Below are 3,290 nucleotides of genomic sequence, written 5' to 3'. Positions count from 1 at the left end.
GACCATTGCCATGGCTGCAAGAACAGTTGATGGGGAGCGAAGAGCCAACGGTCTATTCCCTGATGCTCATGGGAACTGACCCGGCGCGAACCGTTGTCAATATCAACGACGGTTGCCCCGGCATCGCGGACCACGCATCGAAATCCCTCCGGCGCATCAGCCCTCCCTTCAGCGCACTTCATTGTCGGATAAACGGTGCCCGAGTCTCCCGGATATGACGACGACTTACCAGCAGTTCGTCAATAAATTGTTCGTTGCATCTACATGCATATGCAGATTCCGCAGGGAGCGGGGTTTGGACGCCGCTGAATGCGCTTTTTCTCCGCCAAAGCCGGCCGGTGCCGTTCATTAAACACCCTTAATCCTACATTACCGGGGTGAAGACTTCCCCTCCAGCCAAGGAATATCCTCAACAACCAGTTCTATTGTTTTGATTCTTCTGCCCTTATCGCAATCATATAGATAGCGAACAGCAACCAGCTTATCGCCATACTCCTGAACAAGCTTTTTAGTTCCTTTTTGGCCAGGACGCAGCGTAAGCCGGGTCTTAGTCACCATGCTTCTGACCCTTAACGATCTCTAGTGTTTCGCTTTCTGTATCTACCTAGTTATGGAGCTCCAACTCTGCACCCGATACCAACCAGGTTGCTTACGCAGGTCGATGCCCACCGCTGTAGCGATTACGATAAAACTATTACTTATGACTCGTCCACAACTATGGCTAGCATCCGATAGTCAGGACTGACCATCGGTCTGCTGCAATCATCCTCCAAAGGCGAATGAATGATGTCGTAGGATTCGAGAGAACCACTAGTCGAAGCCCAGGTTTACGAGCGAAAAGGCAGGCAACCGGAAGTAGGCCACTAAGCGTTGCTAAACCTTCGTATGTAATAGGCGCTGGAAGCGTCCTATTGGGGATCTTTGATGTTGTTATGGCTTAACTTCGTACTTTGGCGCTTCAAGCATATTTTCTCGGCGGGAATCAACTAGGACGTATGCGTTTCTGGCGCAGGAACTCGAGAAAAGTACTGGTCCGAAATTACGCTTCAACCTGCCGTACTGTTTCACAAATTCAATGCAGAGAGATTGCTCTGATCTGCACATTTCGCCATTTCGTATGCTCGGCTCAACGCTGCTGCCCATGACCTTGCGCGGTCATTCCCTAGGAGGATGGGCGATATCGAAAGACGTCTATTTCGTTGGCACTACACAGATTCGTGCCTTTGGGCAACACTTGCTACTGCAGGATTCGCAGTCCACTTGATCGCCAACACTCCTCACCAATGAGTTCACGACAACGTCTTTCAACTAACTTGTCCTAACGCGCCGCCTCGACGGCCTGTTGCGATGTAGGGGTATTGGGGCATTTTTCTGGGCTGAGTAAGGTCATTCATTTACCTTTTGCTCAGAAAGGATGCACGCTGCAGTTTAATCGTACCGCAGCTATTTTACGTCCGGAGGCATACCGAACGCGTCATAAGTATAAAGCCCCATAGAATGGGGCTTTATACGAAGTATTGTGAGGTTTTCTACACTTTCTAGATATTCCCATGGTCAGAAGGGCAAGTCGTCACTATCAATGTCGTCGTTGACCACTGGGGCTGCGCTGCGCTGCGGGGCTGATTGGGGGGCTTGGCTACGCTGCCCGCCACCATAACCGCCACCGTCTCCGCCACCCATGCCGCCGCCGCGGCTGCCCAGCATCTGCATTTCATTGCCGATGATCTCGGTGGTGTAACGGTCTTGGCCGTCTTTGCCCTGCCATTTGCGGGTACGCAGGCTCCCTTCGACGTAAATCTGGCTGCCCTTACGCAGGTATTCGGCGGCGATCTCGCCTAGACGACCGAAGAACACCACCTGGTGCCATTCGGTACGTTCTTGGTTTTCGCCGGTTTGTTTGTCCTTCCAGGACTCCGAAGTCGCAATGCGCACATTGCAGACGGCCGAGCCGGATTGGGTATAGCGGGTTTCCGGGTCGGCGCCCAGATTACCCACCAAAATAACTTTGTTAATTCCTCGTGCCATAGCTGTAGTCCTATTGCGTGTCGTTGTAACGATGCGTGTTCGGGAGAACGCAGGCAAGTCCATAATGCGGACAGCTGCATTGAAAATGGATGTAGTCCTTAGCCTGCCTGGCCGATGGGTTCATTACGCCAAGCGCGCCGGGCTGGTAGCCACACAGCGACCCACGCCGGGACCAGCAATAAGGCCGAGACCAGCATGCTCCAGGCGGCGCCGGCTTGCGCGTGCACCGCACCAGCGATGGCACCACCCACAAAAATGCCCAGAAACTGCGCCGCGCTGAACTGACCCATGATGCGTCCGCGCCGACCCTGACCCACCAAGCGACTGAGCAGCGCCGGCAGGCTGGCCTCCAAAAAATTAAACGCGGCGAAGTATAACGAGAGCACGGCGACCAAACCCCAGTCGGGAACAACGCCCAAAGCGCCTGTGGCTAAGGCCATGAGAGCAAAAGCCCAAGGCATAGATCGCCATTCCCAGCCCCGTTTTTCCACCACGCGGAGCATGGGAAATACCACCACCAATGACAAGGCCACGGTGGGCAGCCAAATACGCCATTGCATTTGGGCTTGACCACCGGCGGCTGCGTCGATTTCCAGCGGTAAGACCACGAATAAAAAGGCCAGTGCTGCGTGCAGGCTACCGATACCGAGAATGAGGGCATTGGCACCCTGGGGTTTATCCGGCGCATCTTCCGCACCAGCGACGATGGCGGGTGCCGCAGGCAGCGTTGCAAGCAGGCTAATGGCAATCAGGCCCATTACCGTGGCCAACCAAAACAGGCCCGGCACGCCGGTCCAGCCAAGTAGAGCCGGCCCCAGCAACAAAGACAGTGCAAAAGCCCCGGCCACACTAATGCCCACCACCGCCATGGCCGTCGAGCGAACCTGGGCCCGGAGTAAATCGGCCAGCAGGGCCGTCGATGTGGCTGCAATGGCTCCACCACCCTGGGCCAATCGGCCCAGCACCAAGCCCTGCACAGTATCCGCCTGGGCACAGATAGCGCTTCCCGCGACGAAGCAGAGTAAGCCCCCCACAATCACCGGCTTACGGCCAATATGGTCGGACAGCCAGCCCAACGGAATTTGGAGCAAGGCTTGGGTGAGCCCGTACACGCCCACAGCCAGCCCCACGGCAAGCCCTGGCTCACCCGCCAACTCCAAGGCCCATGGCGAGAGCACCGGCAGGACCATGAACAAGCCCAACATGCGGCACAGCAGCATCAGTGCCAGCGTGGCCGTTATGCGCCTTTCGGCGCGACTCATAGA

2 protein-coding genes are annotated in these 3,290 nt (G+C 55.8%); both read right to left on the bottom strand.

Translation table 11 applies throughout. The annotated features are described in order from the left end of the window. Positions 1-1,554: 1,554 nt before the first annotated feature. Positions 1,555-2,025 carry a single-stranded DNA-binding protein gene (gene ssb, locus KI787_01020; GenBank protein ID MBV6628510.1) on the bottom strand — a complete coding sequence of 157 codons (471 nt, stop codon included), beginning with the start codon at positions 2,023-2,025 and terminating at the stop codon, positions 1,555-1,557. A gap of 98 nt (positions 2,026-2,123) precedes the next feature. Next, positions 2,124-3,287: an MFS transporter gene (locus KI787_01015; GenBank protein ID MBV6628509.1), complete on the bottom strand. Its 1,164-nt coding sequence runs from the start codon at positions 3,285-3,287 to the stop codon at positions 2,124-2,126. Between the last annotated feature and the right edge of the window lie 3 nt (positions 3,288-3,290).

Source organism: Oceanococcus sp. HetDA_MAG_MS8, from assembly GCA_019192445.1.
GTDB lineage: Bacteria > Pseudomonadota > Gammaproteobacteria > Nevskiales > Oceanococcaceae > MS8.
The sequence above is the reverse complement of the archived record's forward strand: the minus strand, read 5'-3'. Positions and strand labels throughout refer to the sequence as shown.

Excerpts from the sequence above, each read along its gene's own strand:
- KI787_01015 (MBV6628509.1), bottom strand. The coding sequence starts at position 3,287 with ATGAGTCGCGCCGAAAGGCGCATAACGGCCACGCTGGCACTGATGCTG.
- ssb (MBV6628510.1), bottom strand. The coding sequence starts at position 2,025 with ATGGCACGAGGAATTAACAAAGTTATTTTGGTGGGTAATCTGGGCGCC.